Below are 18,521 nucleotides of genomic sequence, written 5' to 3' on the forward strand. Positions count from 1 at the left end.
GGCCGGCATTCAGGAAGACGATCTCGCAGGACGACGATGTCGCCGCAACGAAGAATGAGGCCGACGTGGCGAAGGACGACGACGCCGAGAGGGCAGGGCCGGCAGCCGGCGCCGCGGACACTGCGGCGTGGGACGCAAGGCGCGCCGCGCTCGACGCCAAGCTCGCCGAGCACCGCGCCCGCAATGCCGCCGAAAGCGCCAGGGAGCGCAAGTCCGGCACGTCGCAGGGCATCGCCGAGGGGCTGAAGCTCGCCTCGGAATTCGTCGCCGGCATCATCGTCGGCGCGGCGATCGGCTACGGCATCGACCGCCTCGCCGGAACGATGCCCTTCGGCCTCATCGTCTTCCTGATGATCGGTTTCGCGGCAGGCGTGCGCAACGTCCTCCATTCGGTCGGCCCGTCTTCCTCGCCGGCGCCGAAGACTTCGGACGAACCGCCCGGACGTTCCTCCCGCAACGGCGAAAGCTGAAAAACCCGGCCCGAAACCCGCCGAATGGGTGTTGCTTCGCGCCTTCGGTAACGCTATTGGCTGATCGTCTCATTTTGGGCGCAGGCATTCGACGAAGGACCAGGCCGTTTGGAACACGACCCGACAGATCCCATTCACCAGTTCCAGATCAACCGTATCGTGCCGATCAAGATCGGCGACTGGGATTTCTCCTTCACCAATTCCGCCCTCTTCATGGTGCTGACCGTCGCGATCACCGCCGCGTTTCTCTACTATACGACGCGCGGCCGCGGCCTCGTGCCGTCGCGCGGCCAGTCGATCACCGAGCTGACCTACGAGTTCACCGCCAACATGCTGCGCGACGCCGCCGGCACGGCGGGGATGAAGTTTTTCCCCTTCGTCTTCTCGATCTTCATGTTCGTACTGGTGGCCAACCTTCTCGGCATGTTCCCGTATTTCTTCACGGTGACCAGCCATCTGATCGTCACCTTCGCACTCGCCATGCTGGTGATCACGGTCGTTGTCGTCTACGGCCTGATGAAGCACGGCCTGCACTGGTTCAAGCTATTCGTGCCGCCGGACGTGCCGGCGCTGCTGCTGCCGCTGGTGGTGCTGATCGAGATCGTCTCCTTCGTCTCCCGGCCGGTTTCGCTTTCGGTTCGTCTCTTCGCCAACATGCTGGCGGGCCACATCACGCTGAAGGTCTTTGCGGGCTTCGTCGTCTCGCTGAGCGCTCTCGGCGCCCTCGGCATTCTCGGCTCGATCCTGCCGCTGCTGATGGTGATCGCGCTGACGGCGCTGGAATTCCTGGTCGCCGCGCTGCAGGCCTATGTCTTCGCGGTGCTGACCTGCATGTATCTCAACGACGCCATCCATCCGGGCCACTGATCCTTCGTCTTGAAGGGTCGAAACGGCCCGGCCCCTCCGCGGGGGCGCAGCGTCGCCCCGACAACCACCCGCTCATCAAACCCGTTCAAAGGAGTAGTCACATGGAAGCGGATGCAGCAAAGTTCATCGGTGCCGGTATTGCCTGCCTCGGCATGGGCGGCGCCGGAATCGGCCTCGGCACCATCTTCGGCCAGTATCTGGCCGGCGCCCTGCGCAACCCCTCGGCTGCCGACGGCCAGTTCGGCCGCCTGATCTTCGGCTTCGCCGTGACGGAAGCGCTCGGGATCTTCTCGCTGCTCATCGCGCTGCTTCTGCTCTTCGCCGTCTGAGGCAAGCCAGCACGCGCCGAACGACAGGACCGGCGGCCATGATGGCTGCCGGCCGCTTACTGCCGGAGACCCGCGATGTTCGTCACACAAGCCTATGCCCAGGACGGGGAGCCGACCGGGTCTCACGGCGCGAGCGCAATGCCCGAGGAGCACCACGAGGGCACCATCGCCGCAAGTGAACACGGGGAAGGCTTTCCCCCGTTCAATCCCGAATTCTTTCCCTCGCAGCTGCTGTGGCTGGCAATCACCTTCGGCGTCTTCTACTGGCTGCTGAAGACGGTGATCATGCCGCGCATCGGCGGCATCCTGGAGAACCGCCGCGACCGGATCGCCCTCGACCTCGAGGCGGCCGACCGGATGCGCTCCGACGCAGACGAGGCCAAGGCCGCCTACGAGCAGGAGCTCGCCGAGGCCCGCAACCGTGCCCATTCTATCGCCCACGAGGCGCGCGAATCGGCCAGGGCCGATGCCGAGAAGGAGCGCAAGCGGCTCGACGCCGAGCTCGACGCGAAGCTCGAGGAGGCCCAGGGCCGCATCGCCGAGGTCAAGCGCGCAGCGCTCGGCGAGGTCGACCAGATCGCCCGCGACGTCACCGATTCGATCCTGCGCCAGGTCGCCGGCATCGAGGCGAACCAGGACGAGATCGCCGGCGCGGTCGAGCAGGCCAGCCGCTAGCGCGCCGTGCGTCCGAGAGGACGCACAAGGGACGCGCTATCTCTTTGATTCGACGCATCGTGCTTTCGGAAAATCGATTCCGATATCCGGGCCGATGCGGTAAGGAGGACGATCATGGACAATACATTCTGGGCGCTCGTCGGCCTCGTCCTGTTCTTCGTCGTGGTCTTCTACGTGAAGGCGCCGACCAAGGTCGGCAAGAATCTCGACGACCGGGCGGATCGCATCCGCAAGGAGATCGAGGAAGCGCGCGAGCTGAAGGAAGAGGCCAAGCAGCAGCTGGCCGAATATCAGCGCCGCCGCCGCGAGGCCGAGCAGGAAGCCAAGGACATCATCGCCGCCGCCAAGCGCGAGGCCGAGGCGATGCTGAAGGAAGCGCGCCAGCGCAACGAGGACTATGTCGAGCGGCGCACCGCCATGGCCGAGGCGAAGATCGCCCAGGCCGAGAGCGACGCGATCGCCGAGGTCCGCGCCTCGGCCATCAACATCGCCGTCGAGGCCTCGGCGAAGATCATCGCCGACCGCAATTCCGGCGGCTCCAGCGGCCAGTTCATCGACACCTCGATCGCCGAGGTGCGCAAGCGCCTCAACTGATCGCAAGGTCAGTCGCGGATCACTTTCAAAAGCCGGGCCCCTTGGTCCGGCTTTTTTTGTGTCATGAGACAAGACCGGAACGGCCGGGCTCGCCGCGCAGAAACGCCGATCACCGGCCGCGGCTGTCCATAGGCGGTGGCGCTCCAAGCAGCCCAGGGCATAGGATAAGCGAGAACCAACGTCGCAAGGAGAGGAACGACGATGAACCCCGAGCCCCCCAGAAGCCGTCTTGCCGACGCACTCTTCGTGCCGGTCCTCACCCACTATAAGCAAGGTGCTCCCGGAACGGTCGATCCCGGCCGCACCCTTGCCCATATCCGGCACATCCGCCCGCATGTCCGCCAGGTGATGCTCGCCGGATCGACCGGCGACGGCTGGGAGATCTCCGATGCCGGCTTCGATGCGCTGATCGATCTCGCCGCCTCGCAGGACGTCGCGGGGCTCGATGTCTCGCTGATCTTCGGCGCGCTGCGGCCGACGACCGAGGCGGTGATCGCAAGGCTCGGCCATCTCGAAGAGCGGCTCTCGAAGGACCCGGCGCTGGAAGCGAGGGTGAGCGCTGCCGTCGTCTGCCCGCCGGTCGATGCCGATGCCAGCCAGGAGGCGATCCTCCGCCATTACGACGCCGTCCTGGCAGCGAGCCGCCTGCCCATTGCCGTCTATCAGCTGCCCCAGGTCACCTCATGCCGGATCGCGCCAGAGACGCTGGTGCGTCTCGCGCAATCGCCGCGGGTCACCCTCTTCAAGGATTCCTCCGGCGAGGATCAGGTGGCCGAGAGCCGCCTCGACTTCGGCTCCGTGGCGCTCGTTCGCGGCGCCGAGGGCGGCTATCTGGAAGCGCTGAAGCCGGCAGGGCCCTATGACGGCTGGCTGCTTTCCACCGGCAACGTCCTCGCCGAGCCACTGCGGCGCTTGCTGGCGCTGAAGGCGGAGGGCCGGCGCGCCGAGGCGGCGAAGCTGTCGGAGCAGCTTTCGGGCATCGTCTCGGAGATCTTCGGTGCGGCCGCGGCCGAAGGCGGCGCCAACGCCTTTTCCAATGCCAACCGGGCGATGGATCATGTCGCCGCCCACGGCTCCCGGTGGCGGGAGGCGGAGCTGCCGCTGAAGATCGACGGCAACCGCCTGTCGAAGCAGCTGGTGGAGGTCGCCGCCAAGGCCGCGGAGGCGTTTCTGCCGGGCAGCGCGGGCTATCTCGGCTGAGCGGCATCAGCGGCACTGCTCCGGCCACCGGCAGCCCTCACGATCCTGCCACGAATTTCTGGGCGACCTTTCTGCGCACCTCTTCCAGCGTCGCCTCGAGTCGGTTGACCTGCGACAGGTCGCGGGTGGCGGCGGGATCGTATCGGGTGCGCAGATATTCCCGGCCCGCCGACATCGCCCGCAGATGGCGCGCGGTTCGCTTGCGCAGGCAAAGGCCAAGGGTGGCGACCCGAGCTGCCCGCTCGGCAAGATCGTGCTGCAATCCGCGCACCACCGTGGCCGGCTGTCCCTCCAGCACCAGCAGGGCGTTGAGATAGAGCTCGACCGCATGGATCGCCGCCAGCCTGAACGGCTCCAGCGTCAGCGGCTCGCCCGGCCGTCCACACTGCCGCAGCGCAACGGCGGCATCGCGATAGCTTTCGGCGAGAGCGAAGATCTCGGCGGCCGAGGCCGTCTCGCCGGGATATACCCGTTCCGCGCTCTCCTGCACCAGGGCGATGCCGAGCTTGCTCATCGCGAGGTCCACGCGCCCGAGACATGATCGGCCCGCCGGTCGGTCGCGATCCGGCCATGAACAGCGCTACCATTCCCGGTCTGCGCAAGGGCACCTGCCATCCGCTCCCTCCTACTGCGTATGAGGGATGATTTCCCGCTACGACTTTAAATAGGGTTTACGGATCAGGATCGATTGCAGCGGGTGGCAGAGCCGGCAACGCATCAGAACGGCTTTACGACCACCAGGATGACGATGCCGATGAGGAGCACCGCCGGGACCTCGTTGATGATCCGCCAGCTGCGGGCCGGACGCTCGTTGCGATCCTCGGCAAAGCGCCTCGTGGCGGCTGTCAGCATCCCGTGGATGCCGGAAAGGATCAGCACCAGGAAGATCTTCACATGCAGCCAGTGGTCGCCGCCGGTCAGCCATCCGCCCGAAACGGCGAGCCAGACGCCGGCGACCCAGGTGGCGATCATCGAGGGGTTGATGATCCCCTTCAAAAGCCGGCGTTCCATCACCTTGAAGGTCTCCGACTGCACCGAGCCGGGCTCGGCGTCAGCGTGATAGACGAAGAGCCGCGGCAGATAGAGCATGCCGGCCATCCAGGCGATCACTGCGAAGACATGCACCGCCTTCACCCAGAGATAGGCCGAATCCGGCAAAAGCAGGAACATCAGCGCGGCAACGAGCACGGTGATGGCAAGGGCGATCAGCGCGTTTCTCATCGTCGTTCGGATCGTCCTCGGGTCGCAGGCTTCGTGTCGGGGCCGGAAGGCCGAGTCGCTTCAGGCCAATGCCGACGGCCGTTCCTGACTCGCCGCCTGCCGCCGAGTCAATTCGCCGCCAGCGCGGTGAGGCCGAAACCCCGCTTATACAGATCGGCCTGTGGGAAAGCTGTTGGCTAGGGCGCCCCATGCTTCGCCGCCCATGCAGCAGCGGCAGGGAAAATCGGTCGCAGAGCCTAAAGCCTCGTCATCCCGGCCCCCGAGCCGGAATCCAGTCGTCTCAGTCGAAGTGGCCGTTCGAGTCAGGAATAACAACAAGCTGACGAACGATGGCCCCGCCACCGATTTGGAATGGATCCCGGGTCAAGCCCGGGATGACGAAGCGATGGGGCTGCCGCACCCTCAGAACCGTCGAGAGAATGCCCTTCCGCCCACGAATTGTCCGATGATCGCACCGCAGGAGATCCTCGGGACAAGCCCGAGGATGACGCCGCCGATGGGGGAACGCTTTTTGCAGGAACCCCACGCCACCTCGGGACCGGTCGGCGCCACTGCCAGGCCGGTCGTCGGATGCTGCGGTCCGATCTTGCGATCGGTCTTGCATGACCGCGCCTTGTCGGGGACCATCTCGGCACATAGTCCCGGTAACGTTGCGCATGTGGTCCCAAGCTCGCCGGAACCATCGGAGCGCGTCATCCTCGGGCTTGTCCCGAGGATTCACTGCTTCCGCAGCTCCAGAACCGTCGAAAGAACGCCCTTCCGCCCACGAATTGTCCGATGATCGCACCGCAGGAGATCCTCGGGACAAGCCCGAGGATGACGAAGCGGTGGTGCTTCCGGCAATTCTGCGACGGCCGTCCATCATCATCCGGCCGGATCGTCGCCTGGACGGGATTCGCCGCATGGACGGGCTCATCCGCCAGAGGCGCCTTACCCCCTGATCCGCTTCAGCAGCGCCTCGACATGGGCGATCGGTGCGTCGGGGGTGATGCCGTGGCCGAGATTGAAGATCAGCGGCCCGGAGCCGAGATTTTCGAGGATTCGGTCGATCCCTTCCTCCAGCGCCCGCCCGCCGGCGATCAGCCGCAGCGGATCGAGATTACCCTGCACCGGCCCTTCGGCCTGGAGTCCACGGGCAAAATCCATCGGCAGCTGCCAATCGAGTCCGACGGCATCGACGCCGGTCTTCTGGCGGTAGGTCGAAAGGAACGCTCCCGCTCCCTTGGCAAAGCCGATGATCCTGGCATCGGGTTTCGCAGCGCGGACCTTCTCGACCATCCGCCGCACGGGGCCGATCGCATAGGCCTCGAAGCTCGCCTCGTCGAGGACGCCGGACCAGGAATCGAAGATCTGCACGCAGTCCGCCCCGGCGGTCAGCTGGCGGATCAGATAGTCGGCGCTCATCTCGGCGAGCAGGTAGAGCAGCGTTTCCATCTCCTCCGGATGGCGATAGCCGAACAGCCGCGCCGGCGCCTGGTCCGGCGTGCCGTGACCGGCGATCATGTAGGTCGCGACCGTCCAGGGGGCGCCGCAGAAGCCGATCAGCGTCGTTTCCGCGGGGAGTTCCTCGCGCAGCCTTGCGACCGTCGCGATGACGGGAGCGAGATGGGTCTCGGCCCGGCTCGGATCGAGCGAAGCGATCTCGTCCTCTCGGATCGGCGTCAGCTTCGGCCCCTCGCCTGCGACGAAATGGAGGTCCCGATCGAGGGCGTCGGGGATCACCAGAATGTCGGAAAACAGGATCGCCGCGTCGAAGCCGAAGCGGCGGATCGGCTGGAGGGTCACCTCGGTGGCAAAGTCCGGATCGTAGCAGAGGTCGAGAAAGCCTCCGGCCTTGGCCCGCAATTCGCGATATTCCGGCAGGTAGCGGCCTGCCTGGCGCATCAGCCAGACGGGCGGCGGCGAGACCGTCTCGCCATTCAGCACCCGCAGAAGCTTGCGCTGTTCCGTCATGGCGTTCTCCCAATCTTCCAAGAATCTCTTTTAAGAGAAATTGCTGATTCTTAGAGTCGGTGAATAGCCGGGATTCACATCCGGCGCCAATTTGGGCAATCTGCGCGGGACTTGGAGGCGGCGGTCGAATCCGGTGTCGCGACCGTCGATGTGAAGTCTGGGGAGGCTCTCAAATCCGCGAGACATCCGAAAGGCTTGGCGGGCGCGTCGCGATTTCGGCGGCTGCGGACGAGGCGTTGGTTTTGCAAAGGCGCTTGACGGGGCTTTGCCACAGATTCGCTGTCGCCCGGCCACAAGCGGATGGAGGCAGCCGATTGTGGATATGTGACGGTTCGATGAACAGGGCGCGTGCAGCGTGGCCCGGCTGTCGGCGCGTTCACCCAAGCGGCCCACAGGCCGGCGAGAATCCCGGGCGTATCCGCCCGAGCCACTTGCTTCGCGGCAGCGAATCGAATCCGTCACCTCTTGCCTTGCTGAGGGGACGGCTCCATCAAGCACCCAACCCGTGAAGATTTGATTAAAAAGGCCCTCAACCATGCCCAAAGGCATCGTGCTCGCTTCCGGCAGCGTCCATCGCCGGGAACTCCTGAAGAATGCCGGCGTGGACTTCACCGTACGCCCCTGCGACCTCGACGAACGGGCGATCGAGGCGCCGCTCCTTGGCAGCGGCGCCACGGCGGAGGACGTCGCCTCGGTCCTGGCGGAGGCCAAGGCGGTCGACGTGTCCAAGAGCCATCCGGACGAGATCGTCATCGGCGCCGACCAGACCCTGGCGCTCGGCGACAGGGTATTCCACAAGCCGGCCAATATGGAGGAGGCGCGGCGCACGCTGCTCTCTCTGTCCGGCGAGACGCACACCTTGAACAGCGCCGTCGTCCTGGTGGAGAAGGGCGTCGTCACCTGGCGCCATGTGGCCGTGGCGCGGATCACCATGCGCGAGCTCGATCCGGCGTTCATCGGCCGCTATTTAGCATCGGTCGGCTCGCGGGCGCTGACCAGCGTCGGCGCCTATCAGATCGAGCGGGAGGGCGTGCAGCTGATGGAGGCGATCGACGGCGACTATTTCACCATCATCGGCCTGCCGATCCTGCCGCTGTTGAAGGAATTGAGGCAGAGGGGAGAGATCGATGGCTGACGAAAACGGGGAATGGACGCCGAAGCCCTATGTCAGCGGTGCCGAGCGGCCCCGCGGTGAGGGCTCGATCTTCGATCCGAACCACCGGACAAAGGATGAGGAGGGCCCGAAGGCCTTCATCACCGGCTGGCCGGTCTGGCATTCCCGCTCGCCGGCAATCCACGGCGCGTGGCTGAAGCAATTCGCGATCCCCGGCTCCTATGTCCGCATGGGTGTCCCGCCGGAGGAAATCGGCGAATTCTTCGAGACGCTCGGCGAATCGGGCTTCGTCGGCGGCAACGTCACCGTCCCCCACAAGGTCGCCGCCTTCGAGGCGGTCGAGCGGCGTGACGGCGACGCCGAGGCGATCGGCGCGGTGAACACGCTGTGGTTCGAGGACGGCGCGCTCGTCGGCGGCAACACGGATGCCTATGGATTTGCCGCCAATCTCGACGAGCGGCTGGCCGGCTGGGCCGATGCCGGAACGACGGTGGTGCTCGGCGCCGGCGGCGCGGCGCGGGCGGTGGTCCACGCGCTTTTGTCGCGCGGGGTTGAGCGGGTCGAGATCGTCAACCGGACGATGGGACGGGCCGAGGCGCTGGCGGCGCGTTTCGACAGGCTGTTTCCCGGCCGCATCGCCGCCCATGGCGAGGAGGAGCGGGCAAAGCTTCTCGAACGGGCGGACCTTCTGGTCAACACGACGCCGGTCCCCGAGAAAGACCCCGACGACGAGACGCCCGACTGGTTTCCCGAGCCGCTGCCCGACCTTTCGGCGCTGCCCGACCACGCTCTCGTCACCGATATCGTCTATACGCCGCTGATGACACCGACGCTTCTTGCCGCGAAAGAGCGCGGCCTTGCTTATGCCGACGGCCTCGGCATGCTGCTGCATCAGGCCGTGCCCGGCTTCGAGCGCTGGTTCAAGCGCCGGCCGACGGTCGACGAGACGCTGAGGGCGCGGCTCGTCGCCGACATCGAAAGCGGATTGTGACGATGAACGAGGCTTTCCAACAGGGCCGGCCGAGCGGCTTCCGGCTGGCGATCGAGCGGCTGTTCCAGAGCTATGTCGAAGGCTTCGACGATTTCGACGTCGACCGGGTGCTCGACTGCTTCGCCTATCCGGTAACGATCTGGCAGCTCGGCAAGGGCACGGTCTTTGCCGATGCCGGCGAGCTCGCCGAAAATGTCGAGGCGCTGTTCGACGTCTTCGAGAACGAGGAAATCGCCCATTCGGAATTCCGCGTCATCGAGGCGAGCTCCTGCGGCAATGCTGCCTTCGTCGCGCTATCCTGGAAGCAGGAGCGCAAGGATGGCGAGGTCGCGATGGAGTTCGACTGCCGCTATGCGCTCAGGCGCAACGACCTTTCCGGCGAATGGCTGATCGCGCTGGCGATCAACGAGGAAGAGGCGCCGCTCTGGTGATCGTCCTCGGCCTGACCGGCTCGATCGGCATGGGCAAGTCGACCACGGCGGAACTCTTCGCCGAGGCCGGGCTGCCGGTCCATTCCGCAGACGCGGCGGTTCATGCGCTCTATGCCGGCAAGGCCGCTCCGGCGATCGAGGCAGCGTTTCCGGGCAGCGTCAAGGACGGTGTCGTCGACCGCGCCGAACTCTCCGACCGGGTTCTCGGCGATGGCGAGGCGCTGCGGCGGCTCGAGGCGATCGTCCATCCGCTGGTGCGCGAGGCGGAGGCGGATTTCCTGACCAGGGCCCGCGCCGACGGCGCGCCGGCCGCCGTCCTCGACATACCGCTGCTCTACGAGACCGGCGGCGAGACCCGCTGCGACCACGTCGTCGTCGTCTCGGCGCCCTTCGAGACACAGTGCGCCCGGGTGCTCGCCCGGCCGGGCATGAGCGAGGAGCGGTTTCAGGCGATCCTTGAAAAGCAGCTGCCGGACGCCGAAAAGCGGCGCCGGGCGGATTTCGTCGTCGACACGTCCCGCGGCATCGAGGATGCCCGGCGCCAGGTTTCGGCGATTCTGGAACGGCTGATCGGCACCCGGGGCGGCACCGCACCCGTGGGCGACGGCGAGAAGCGCTGAGGGAAAGCAGCAAGGAGCGCCGGCTTCGCCGCGTCAGGCCCGCGCCATCAAGGCGTCAGACAATCGCCGGATCCTGCCGCGTTTCCTTTGTCCTCGCTCCGACCGTCCGGTCCTTCTGCCATGTGCCGACTTCTCGCCTATGCCGGCCCGCCGATCTTCCTCGGCAGCCTCCTCACCGAGCCGCGCTCCTCGCTGATCGCCCAGTCGATGGCGGCCCGCCAGGCGAAGACGCCGGTCAATGGCGACGGCAGCGGCATCGGCTGGTATGGCGAGCGCGACGAGCCGGGACTCTACCGCTCGATCGTGCCGGCCTGGTCCGACGCCAATCTCGTCTCGCTCTGCCGGCAGATCCGCTCGCCGCTGTTCATGGCGCATGTCAGGGCGGCGACCGGCGGCGAGGTCTCGATGGCGAACTGCCACCCCTTTACCGACGGACGGTCGCTGTTCACCCATAACGGCCAGATCGGCGAATATGCCCGGTTGCGGCGCAGAATCGAGGCGTTGATCCCCGACGAGGCCTATCATCTGCGCCAGGGATCGACGGATTCCGAGGCGATCTATCTGGCGGCCTGCGGCGCCGGCCTTGCCGGCGATCCGGGCGACGCTCTGGCGAAGACGCTCACCGCGATCGCGGCGATCCGCGATGCGACTCCCGGCCTGGGAGCCGGCCGGGACATGGCGGCAAGCGCCGGGGCACCGAGTATTGGGGCGCCAAGCGTCGGGGCGCCGAGCGCTGGGAGTGCTGCCGGCGCCATCCGCTTCGCCGCCGTCCATGCGGACGGGGAGCGGCTGACCGCCTATCGCTGGGCCGACGACGGCCGGCCGCCATCGCTCTACTGGCGGCGGATCGGGGATCCGGCGGCGACCGGTACGGTCATCGCCTCGGAGCCCTGCGAAGACGGGGAGGAGGGCTGGAACTCGATGCCGCCGTCCTCAATGCTGACGGCCTGGCCGGACGGGCGAATGACCCTCGCGCCCTTCGAACCGCTGATCGGCAGTGCCGGCCGGGGAAAAATCGCTGAAGGAAACACGCGCCAGGTCGCCTGAGGGAATGCGCGGGAGCGCATCCTGCCCGCGGCAAGGCTTCATGAGGGGGCGGCCGGCGTTCGCCGAGATTTGGCGCGATGCGCGACGCCCATGTGGAATGCCGGTCTTTGTTACGACCCCCCTCTGCCCTCCCGGGCGTCTCCCCCTCAAGGGGGGAGATCGGCCTTCCGGGAGCGCCTCGCCTCTTCCTTCGGCGTTCGATCGTCAGACCTGCGACATGAGACTTTTGCGCAGACGCAAATCGCACGACTGATCTCCCCCCTTGAGGGGGAGATGCCGGCAGGCAGAGGGGGGTGAAACCCTTCACGAAACCGTGACTGGCACCAGCCCTATCATGTCGGAGCGATCCAGCGCCCGACCCGGCGGCAGGCGTCAGCCCTTCTTCTGGTCGCCGGCCGGCAGCTTGGGCGCCGGAGCGTCGTCGGTCTGGTCGGCAGTGACGATCGGCGTCATCGGCGCCTCGGCCGTCGTGTCCTTCTTAAAGTTGCAGGCGGCAGCACCGGAAGCGCTGGCAAGCGCGAGGCCGGCGGCGGTCGTCACGGCGAGAAAGACTTTCATGTCGCATTCTCCGGCTGTGGTTTCGACGTTGCTGCGCTGGGCGCCCGATTGGACGCCCGAAGGACGCTCTAACCTGTTGAATCGCCACATCGTGCCTTTGAGGAAATCGATTCCGATCTTCGGGCCGATGCCGTGGGCCATGCTAGCCAAGGCGGGCCTGCGCGCAAGCGCTGCAGGCCGGCGCGGGAATCACTTCTTGGTGTCACCAGCCTGCGTTTCCGGGTGGTCGCCGGCGGCTGTTGCGTCGCTCTCGCCATCCGCCGGCTGTGAGCCCTTATCTGCCGGTGTCGCCGGGGCTGCGGATTTGACGGCGACCGGCGGGGCGGGGACCCGGGTCAGCCTGTAGCCGCGCTCGCGCAGCAGCGCGACGAGGCCTTTCTCGCCCGGCAGATGCAGCGCGCCGACGGCGACGAAGGTGCTGCCTTGGCTGAGATAAGGCCCAAGCCGCTCGGCCATGCGCAGATTGCGGTCGGTGATGACCTTCTCCTCGAAGCTGTTGTAGCCTTCGCCAGCGCCGACCATCATGCCGCCCTCCGGGACGGCGGCCTCGATCGCCGGAATGATGCTGGAGACGTGCTCGCCGAGATAGAGCTCGATCATCGTTTCGAAGACGTCCTCGAGCTTGTCCTCGGCCGAGAGCATCGCGACGAAACCGTCCATCTGTTCCTTGATCGGGATCGCCGCCATGGTCTTCAGCTGTTCGATGGCGGTTTCCAGCCCCTCGACGGGCTTCTCATCCTCCCTGGCCAAGACCGCGAGGCGGGTGTCGAGAACGACGGGCACGCCGCCTTCGGCCTGCGTCAGGCAGGCCGGCAGCATGAAGCCGCTCGACAGGAACCAGGGCTGCAGCCGCTCGACCGCCTGGAGCGGTACGCCCTTGGCCGAGAGCATGCGTTCGAGCGCGGCCTTCTCGGCCGGGTCGAGATAGTCGTCGAGTGTCTGGCCGTCGGGCAGCGTCGTCAGCGACGGGTCGGCGAAGATCGCGCCGGCGAGCTTCATCTGGTCGAGGATATCGGTCGTCTCGATGACCAGCCGGTCGCTTTCTTCGAAAGCCGTTTCGACCGGCGCCGGCAAGCGAAGGATCCGCGGGTCGCCGAGATGCATGGTGCCGAGAAGATAGGAGGGTTCGAGGCCCTCCTTGTCGATGCGATAGAACCGGCCCTCGCCGTTGACGACCTTCGCTGCCGCCGCCGTGACGGCTTCCATCTTGCCGGCGGCGCGGAGCTCGGGAAGGAAGCTCTCGCCCCTGCATCCGGCGGCTGCCGCAAGGCTCGGCGAAGGCGCCAGCAGCGTTGCGGCAGTCATGGCCACTAAGGCCAGTAAGGCCGGAGCGGAGCGGAGGAGGCGCCGTGCCGGTGCCGGAAAACTCAGGATCAAGGGTCTCGTCCTTACGCATCGTCTGCAGCGACCGCATGGCCAAAACCGCCGACACACCTTTAACGCACCCGGCCGCTGCTTGCCGGATCCGGCGCCGTCAGCCGCGGCGCCGGGCCCGCGGATGGGCATCGCGATAGATGGACATCAGCCGGCCGGAGTCGACCGCCGTATAGTTCTGGGTGGTCGAAAGGCTGGCATGGCCGAGGAGATCCTGGATCGTCCGCAGATCGCCGCCGGCCGCCAGAAGATGCGTCGCGAAGGAGTGGCGCAGCGCATGGGGCGTCGCCGAAGGCGGCAGTCCGAGGGCGCCGCGCAGCCGGGCCATGTTGCGCTGGACGATCTGCGGCCGGAGCGGGCCACCCCGCGCGCCGCGAAACAGCGGCTCCTCGGCGGAAAGCGCGAAGGGGCAGAGCCTGCGATAATCCCCGATGGCCGTATGAATGGCCGGCAGCAGCGGCACGATGCGGGTCTTGCCGCCCTTGCCGGTGATCGCCATCGACCGTGCGTCCGGCTCGAGGAGCGCGTCGCCGGGAAGGGTCAGCGCCTCGGAGATGCGCAGGCCGCAGCCATAGAGCAGCGTCAGCACGGCGACGTCGCGGGCGGCGATCCAGGGCTCGACCGCGAAGCTGCCGGCCTCCTCGGCGACCTCCAGCGCGTCGTCGACGGCCAGCGGGCGCGGCAGCGACTTCTGAGCCTTGGGCGCGCGCATCGCCCTTGCGCCGGCGGCGGAGGCGAGACCCTTGCGCTCGAGATGTTTGAGGAAGGCGCGCAGCCCCGAGAGATTGCGGCCGAGGGAGCGCGAGCCGGCGCCCTCGCGGCGCCTGTCGGCGAGAAAGGCCCTGAGCTCGGCGGCCTTCAGGTCGGAGAGGTCGGAAAGTCCGGCCGGCCGGGCGTTGTATGCGGTGAGGAACACCAGGAACTGCCTGAGATCGCGCTCATAGGCGGCGATGGTGTGGGAGCTGGCGTTGCGCTCATTGGCGAGCGTCGAAAGCCAGGCCTCCTTCTCGGCGAGGAGTTCGCGGGTGGCGAAGACCAGGATCGTATCGCTCATCCTCCAATGACCTCGCTTCCTCTCACTCCGCCGGAACCGCCCTTGGCGCATCGTCCGGCGCGGCCCGAACTCACCAGACCATCCAATCGTCAAGAGAGTCTTTCGTGTGGCCGGCTCGTATCATTGGCCGATTGGAAGCGTCTTCGAAGGTTCTTTCGCCTGCCCTATCTTCCGCATCCGAGGCCGCCCGTGACCTTCGCACCGCTGAGGCGGGCGAGGCCGGCGGCTGAAATCCGTTTTCAACCCGTTCAGGAGACAGTCTCATGAAACGCCATGCAACCGCAGTCTGGAAGGGTGCCCTTGCCGACGGCACCGGCGCGATCACCACCCAGTCCGGCGCCCTCGACAATCACGGCTATTCCTTCAAGGCGCGCTTCGAGGACGAGAGCGGCAAGTCGGGCACCAATCCGGAGGAGCTGCTCGCCGCCGCCCATGCCGGGTGCTTCGCCATGCAGCTGTCGCACTTTCTCGCCGAGAACGGCACGCCGGCCGAGGAACTGAAGGCGAAGGCGGTGGTCAGCGTCGAGCAGGAAGGCGGCGGCTTCGCCATCAAGTCGAGCGCCATCACCCTCGAGGCCAAGGTGCCGGGCATCGACGAGGGCAAGTTCGGCGAGCTGACCGCCAAGGCCAAGGAGGGCTGCCCGGTCTCGAAGGCGCTCGCCGCCATCGAGGTCACACTCGACGCCAGGCTGGTCTGAGCGCCGGCAGATCCGGCCGACCTTTCGGCAAGGCAGATGATGCAGCCCGCATGGCGAGACAGCCGTGCGGGCGTTTTCGTTTCGGGAGCCGTCGAGCCGACGTGCCTGTCCGAGGCGGACGCGCCGGGCCTCAGCCGAGGAGGCGCGGCAGCAGGAGCGAGATCGCCGGGAAGGCGACCAGCAGCGCCACACGGACGATCTCCGAGGCGAAGAACGGCATGACGCCCGCAAATGTCCGGCGCATCGGCACGTCCGGCGACAGCGAATTGATGATGAAGACGTTGAGCCCGACCGGCGGGGTGATCAGGCCGAGCTCGACGACCACCAGGATGATGATGCCGAACCAGATCTTGGTCTCGTCAGGCCCGAGGCCGAAATCGATGCCGGCGATCACCGGCCAGAAGAACGGGATGGCGAGGATCACCATCGACAGGGAGTCCATCAGGCAGCCGAAGATCAGGAAGATCACGATGATCAGGACGAGGATCTCGTAGGGCGTCATGCCGCTGTTCTGGAGAAAGTCGGCCGCTGCCTGGGGCACCCCCGCCCTCGCCATGAAGATCTTCAGGAGCTCGGCGCCGAGAAGGATCAGGAAGATCATGCCGCTGGTGCGCGCCGTCTCGAGCAGCGCATCGAGAAAGGCCTGCCAGTTCATCCGCCGCATCGCGAATCCGTAGAGCCCGACGAGAAAGACGCCGATCGCGCCGGCCGCGGTGGGATTGTAGATGCCGGCATAGATGCCGCCGATGACGACGCCGAAGATCACCGCGACGGGAATGACCGCAAGGCTCGCATCGAGGAGCTCCTGGCGTTGGACCGCCTCGCCCTCGGGCCCGGCGCCCGGCACCAGCCGGACATAGACGGCGATGGTGATCATGAACAGGAGCATCGCCAGGATGCCCGGAATGAGCGCGGCGGCGAACATCGTGACGATGTTGGTCTCGACGATGATCGCATAGACGATCAGCACCACCGAGGGCGGGATCAGGATGCCGAGGGTGCCGCCGGCGGCGATCGTGCCGGTGGCGAGCGCCGGCGAGTATCTGTAGCGCCTGAGTTCCGGCAGGGCGACCTGGCCCATGGTCGAGGCGGTTGCCGTGGAGGAGCCGCAGAGCGCGCCGAAGCCGGCGCAGGCGGCGATCGCAGCCATCGCGACGCCGCCGCGGAAGCGCCCCAGCCAGGCATTGGCGCAGCGGAACAGATCCCGCGACAGCCCGCAGCGCGAGGCGAGCCCGCCCATCAGGATGAACATCGGCAGGACCGACAGGTCGTAGTTCGAGAACTGCGAATAGGCGAGGTCCTTCAGCTGGTAGAGAAGGACCGTCGGACCCGACTGGGCGATCGTACCGGCAATGCCGACGAGGATCATAGTATAGGCGATCGGCACCCTGACGGCGATCAGGAAGAACAGCACCGCCAGGCCACAGAATCCGAGAACGAGGGGGTCGAGCATGGTGGGACTATTCGATCATCGTCGAGGTCGCCCTCGTGTCGATCAGCGCCGGGCGGCCGCGCATCCGCGCCAGGCCGTCGAAGACGTTGATGACAGCGGCGACGAACAGGAGAAACAGCGAGACGAGAATGGGTGGGAAGGCCGTCCACAAGGGCAGCTTGAGGACCGGAGTGACCTCGACATACTGCATGTAGCTCACCATGCCGAGGAACATCTGGCGCAGCAGCAGCAGCGCGAAGGCGATCGCGAAGATCGCCGAGAACAGCGCCATCGCCGCCTTCTTCGCCTCGCTCATCTGCTCGGTGAAGATATCGACCGAGACATTGGCGCCGACCAGCTGGCAATAGGGCAGGAACATGAAGATGACGATCGCAACGAGATGCTTCACCAGCTCGTAGTCGGCCGGGAAGGGGGCGCCGAAGGCGATGTTGGACAGGGCGCTGAGCGCCGTCATCACCGCGATGGCCGACATCAGGAAGCCGCCGCCGAGCGCCCACCAGCGGATGAGCGCGGCGAGCGCGCGAGCGGCGCTCGCCATGCCGGAAGTGCGGCGGGGCTCCGGCGCCCCGCCGTCGTTTGTCGGTTCGATCACGACTTTTGCTTTTCGATCGCAGCTTTCGCAGCCTTCACGAGCGCTGCGGAATCGAAGTCGCTGTGATCGGCGATCCACTTGTCGACCACCGGCGCCAGCGCGTCGTTGAAGGTCTTCATCTCCTCTTCGGAGAGGACGATGTGCTCGTTGCCGGCTTTCGTCGCCACCTCGATTCCGTGATCGTCGGCGGCGCGCCAGATCTCGGCGACCTTCTTCAGCCAGGCTTCGTCACAGTTCTTGTCGAAGACCGCCTTCAGGTCGTCGGGGAGGGCCTCCCAGCGGCCCCGGTTCATCGAGACCTGGAAGGTGGTGGTGCCGAAGCGCGTGCGATCCGGCCCCTCGATCTGATATTTGGTGACGTCCTGCAGCTTCAGCGCCGGGATGATCTCCCAGGGAATCAGCGCGCCGTCGACGGCGTTGGTCGACAGCGCCTGCGGCAGGTCGGGCACCGGCATGGTCACCGGCGTCGCGCCCATGGCGGTGACGACGTCGTTGCCGGTTGGGCCGGGAACGCGCAGCTTCTTGCCCTTGGTATCGGCCACCGTATGGACGGGATCCTTGGCCATGTGGATGGCCTGCCCGGCATGCACGTGGTTGAAGAGGACGTGCACGGCCTCGTATTCCGGCGCGAGATATTCGTCGAACATCTCCCGCATGGCGAGGTTCGTCGCCGCGATGTCGTTGGTGAAGATCGTCGGCAGCTCGAAGACCTCCGAGCGCGGAAAGAGACCCGGCGTATAGCCGTTCACCATCCAGATGATGTCGACGACGCCGTCGGCCACCTGACGAAACAGCTGCGGCGGCGCGCCGCCGAGGGTCATCGAGGGATAGATCTCGATCTTGATCCGGCCATCGGAATCGTCGGCGATGGATTGCGCCCAGGGTTCGAACATCTTCGTCTGGGCCGGTGATTTCGGACCGAGAAAGTGGTGCAGCTTCAGCGTCACCTCGGGCTCGGCGGCCCAGCTCCTGCGCATCAGCGCCGGCATCGCGAGGACGCCGGCACCCGCCACGAGAAACTCTCTGCGTTTCAATGTCATCAAAAGTCCTCCTCAGGTCCGATCCCGGCACCAGCCCTTATGGCGACGCCGGCCTTTCGGGAAGAAGCGGGCGGCCTCCCAGCCGCAATTGCCCGCCACCTCCGCGAAGATCGTTTTGTCACCAACTAGTTTGGCATGCCGCTCGATCGATTTCCATCCCCGGCTGAGGACCGGATGCAGATTCTCGCCCGCTCCGCGGTCTGCCTGCGCGACCTGTGGGCTGCATTCCGAGTGGCTGTC

General features: G+C 66.5%; 21 protein-coding genes. 12 read left to right on the plus strand and 9 right to left on the minus strand.

The features are described 5' to 3' along the window. Positions 1-65 precede the first annotated feature (65 nt). The 6 genes from E3C22_RS23670 (at position 66) to E3C22_RS23695 (ending at position 4,135) form a co-directional block, all read left to right on the plus strand. Positions 66-470, plus strand: a complete 405-nt coding sequence (locus tag E3C22_RS23670) for an AtpZ/AtpI family protein (protein ID WP_134764360.1) — start codon at positions 66-68, stop codon at positions 468-470. Between the two features lie 108 nt (positions 471-578). Beyond that, complete coding sequence (locus tag E3C22_RS23675) at positions 579-1,337, plus strand: F0F1 ATP synthase subunit A (RefSeq protein WP_134764361.1); 759 nt, start codon at positions 579-581, stop codon at positions 1,335-1,337. Positions 1,338-1,438: 101 nt separating this feature from the next. Next, positions 1,439-1,666, plus strand: coding sequence for a F0F1 ATP synthase subunit C (locus E3C22_RS23680; RefSeq protein WP_134764362.1), 228 nt, complete (start codon positions 1,439-1,441; stop codon positions 1,664-1,666). A 75-nt stretch (positions 1,667-1,741) separates the two neighbouring features. Next, positions 1,742-2,341 carry a F0F1 ATP synthase subunit B gene (locus E3C22_RS23685; protein WP_134764363.1) on the plus strand — a complete coding sequence of 200 codons (600 nt, stop codon included), beginning with the start codon at positions 1,742-1,744 and terminating at the stop codon, positions 2,339-2,341. A 114-nt stretch (positions 2,342-2,455) separates the two neighbouring features. Continuing rightward, the gene (locus tag E3C22_RS23690) at positions 2,456-2,935 is read left to right on the plus strand and encodes a F0F1 ATP synthase subunit B (RefSeq protein ID WP_134764364.1); all 480 of its coding nucleotides are present in this window, start codon (positions 2,456-2,458) and stop codon (positions 2,933-2,935) included. 201 nt (positions 2,936-3,136) lie between these two features. Beyond that, positions 3,137-4,135: a dihydrodipicolinate synthase family protein gene (locus E3C22_RS23695; protein ID WP_134764365.1), complete on the plus strand. Its 999-nt coding sequence runs from the start codon at positions 3,137-3,139 to the stop codon at positions 4,133-4,135. 37 nt (positions 4,136-4,172) lie between these two features. Here the strand turns inward: E3C22_RS23695 and E3C22_RS23700 are convergent, their stop codons facing one another. The 3 genes from E3C22_RS23700 to hemE form a co-directional block, all read right to left on the minus strand. Then, on the minus strand, positions 4,173-4,649 hold the full coding sequence (locus tag E3C22_RS23700; protein ID WP_245515169.1) for a hypothetical protein: 477 nt from the start codon (positions 4,647-4,649) through the stop codon (positions 4,173-4,175). A gap of 203 nt (positions 4,650-4,852) precedes the next feature. Beyond that, positions 4,853-5,356, minus strand: a complete 504-nt coding sequence (hemJ, locus tag E3C22_RS23705) for a protoporphyrinogen oxidase HemJ (protein ID WP_134764366.1) — start codon at positions 5,354-5,356, stop codon at positions 4,853-4,855. A gap of 930 nt (positions 5,357-6,286) precedes the next feature. Continuing rightward, a complete protein-coding gene (hemE, locus tag E3C22_RS23710) occupies positions 6,287-7,309 on the minus strand; it encodes a uroporphyrinogen decarboxylase (protein WP_134764367.1) in 1,023 nt (340 codons plus the stop codon). 535 nt (positions 7,310-7,844) lie between these two features. Between hemE and E3C22_RS23715 the strand changes: the two genes are divergently transcribed. From E3C22_RS23715 to E3C22_RS23735, 5 genes are all read left to right on the plus strand, one after another. Continuing rightward, positions 7,845-8,444: a Maf-like protein gene (locus E3C22_RS23715; RefSeq protein WP_134764368.1), complete on the plus strand. Its 600-nt coding sequence runs from the start codon at positions 7,845-7,847 to the stop codon at positions 8,442-8,444. Further along, a complete protein-coding gene (locus E3C22_RS23720; RefSeq protein ID WP_134764369.1) occupies positions 8,437-9,414 on the plus strand; it encodes a shikimate dehydrogenase in 978 nt (325 codons plus the stop codon). Before E3C22_RS23715 ends, E3C22_RS23720 begins: the two co-directional genes overlap by 8 nt. A 2-nt stretch (positions 9,415-9,416) precedes the next feature. After that, positions 9,417-9,845, plus strand: a complete 429-nt coding sequence (locus tag E3C22_RS23725) for a Cif family virulence factor (RefSeq protein WP_134764370.1) — start codon at positions 9,417-9,419, stop codon at positions 9,843-9,845. Beyond that, entirely contained in the window at positions 9,842-10,465 is a 624-nt protein-coding gene (coaE, locus tag E3C22_RS23730; protein WP_134764371.1) for a dephospho-CoA kinase, read from the plus strand. The genes E3C22_RS23725 and coaE overlap by 4 nt, the downstream gene beginning before the upstream one ends. Before the next feature lie 120 nt (positions 10,466-10,585). Continuing rightward, the gene (locus E3C22_RS23735) at positions 10,586-11,512 is read left to right on the plus strand and encodes a class II glutamine amidotransferase (protein ID WP_134764372.1); all 927 of its coding nucleotides are present in this window, start codon (positions 10,586-10,588) and stop codon (positions 11,510-11,512) included. 372 nt (positions 11,513-11,884) lie between these two features. On the opposite strand, the gene E3C22_RS23740 is transcribed toward E3C22_RS23735, so the two are convergent. The 3 genes from E3C22_RS23740 to E3C22_RS23750 all read right to left on the minus strand — a co-directional run bounded on the left by E3C22_RS23740 (position 11,885) and on the right by E3C22_RS23750 (position 14,498). Then, positions 11,885-12,211, minus strand: coding sequence for a hypothetical protein (locus tag E3C22_RS23740; protein WP_134764373.1), 327 nt, complete (start codon positions 12,209-12,211; stop codon positions 11,885-11,887). Positions 12,212-12,259: 48 nt separating this feature from the next. Then, positions 12,260-13,375 carry a TraB/GumN family protein gene (locus E3C22_RS23745; protein ID WP_167591887.1) on the minus strand — a complete coding sequence of 372 codons (1,116 nt, stop codon included), beginning with the start codon at positions 13,373-13,375 and terminating at the stop codon, positions 12,260-12,262. A 169-nt stretch (positions 13,376-13,544) separates the two neighbouring features. Beyond that, positions 13,545-14,498: a tyrosine recombinase XerC gene (locus E3C22_RS23750; RefSeq protein ID WP_134764375.1), complete on the minus strand. Its 954-nt coding sequence runs from the start codon at positions 14,496-14,498 to the stop codon at positions 13,545-13,547. A 263-nt stretch (positions 14,499-14,761) separates the two neighbouring features. Between E3C22_RS23750 and E3C22_RS23755 the strand changes: the two genes are divergently transcribed. Next, positions 14,762-15,196: an OsmC family protein gene (locus tag E3C22_RS23755; protein ID WP_134764376.1), complete on the plus strand. Its 435-nt coding sequence runs from the start codon at positions 14,762-14,764 to the stop codon at positions 15,194-15,196. Positions 15,197-15,326: 130 nt separating this feature from the next. Here E3C22_RS23755 and E3C22_RS23760 read toward each other — a convergent pair whose 3' ends face one another. The 3 genes from E3C22_RS23760 to E3C22_RS23770 are packed head-to-tail and all read right to left on the minus strand — an operon-like array spanning position 15,327 to position 18,281. Next, a complete protein-coding gene (locus E3C22_RS23760; protein WP_134764377.1) occupies positions 15,327-16,649 on the minus strand; it encodes a TRAP transporter large permease in 1,323 nt (440 codons plus the stop codon). A 7-nt stretch (positions 16,650-16,656) separates the two neighbouring features. Continuing rightward, on the minus strand, positions 16,657-17,241 hold the full coding sequence (locus tag E3C22_RS23765) for a TRAP transporter small permease (protein ID WP_245515170.1): 585 nt from the start codon (positions 17,239-17,241) through the stop codon (positions 16,657-16,659). After that, positions 17,238-18,281 carry a TRAP transporter substrate-binding protein gene (locus tag E3C22_RS23770; RefSeq protein ID WP_134764378.1) on the minus strand — a complete coding sequence of 348 codons (1,044 nt, stop codon included), beginning with the start codon at positions 18,279-18,281 and terminating at the stop codon, positions 17,238-17,240. The genes E3C22_RS23765 and E3C22_RS23770 overlap by 4 nt, the downstream gene beginning before the upstream one ends. Between the last annotated feature and the right edge of the window lie 240 nt (positions 18,282-18,521).

Source organism: Jiella endophytica, from assembly GCF_004519335.1.
Taxonomy (GTDB): domain Bacteria; phylum Pseudomonadota; class Alphaproteobacteria; order Rhizobiales; family Rhizobiaceae; genus Jiella; species Jiella endophytica.